We start from the raw sequence: 212 nt of genomic DNA on the forward strand, positions 1-212 counted from the left end.
GACCATCTTAGATGCTCTGTCATTGCCTGACTCCTTAGAAAGGAGGTGATCCAGCCGCAGGTTCTCCTACGGCTACCTTGTTACGACTTCACCCCAATCACCAGTTTTACCTTCGGCGGCGTCCTCCTTGCGGTTAGACTACCGACTTCGGGTCCCCCCGGCTCTCATGGTGTGACGGGCGGTGTGTACAAGGCCCGGGAACGTATTCACCG

The 212-nt window shown here is 57.1% G+C and carries 1 rRNA gene; it reads right to left on the reverse strand.

Features of this window, described 5'->3' with window-relative positions:
* Nucleotides 1-38: 38 nt before the first annotated feature.
* A 16S ribosomal RNA gene (locus WS40_RS11185) occupies nucleotides 39-212 on the reverse strand; the annotation flags it as partial.

It is taken from the genome of Ruminococcus sp. N15.MGS-57, assembly GCF_000980385.1.
Lineage (GTDB): Bacteria > Bacillota > Clostridia > Oscillospirales > Ruminococcaceae > Hominimerdicola > Hominimerdicola aceti.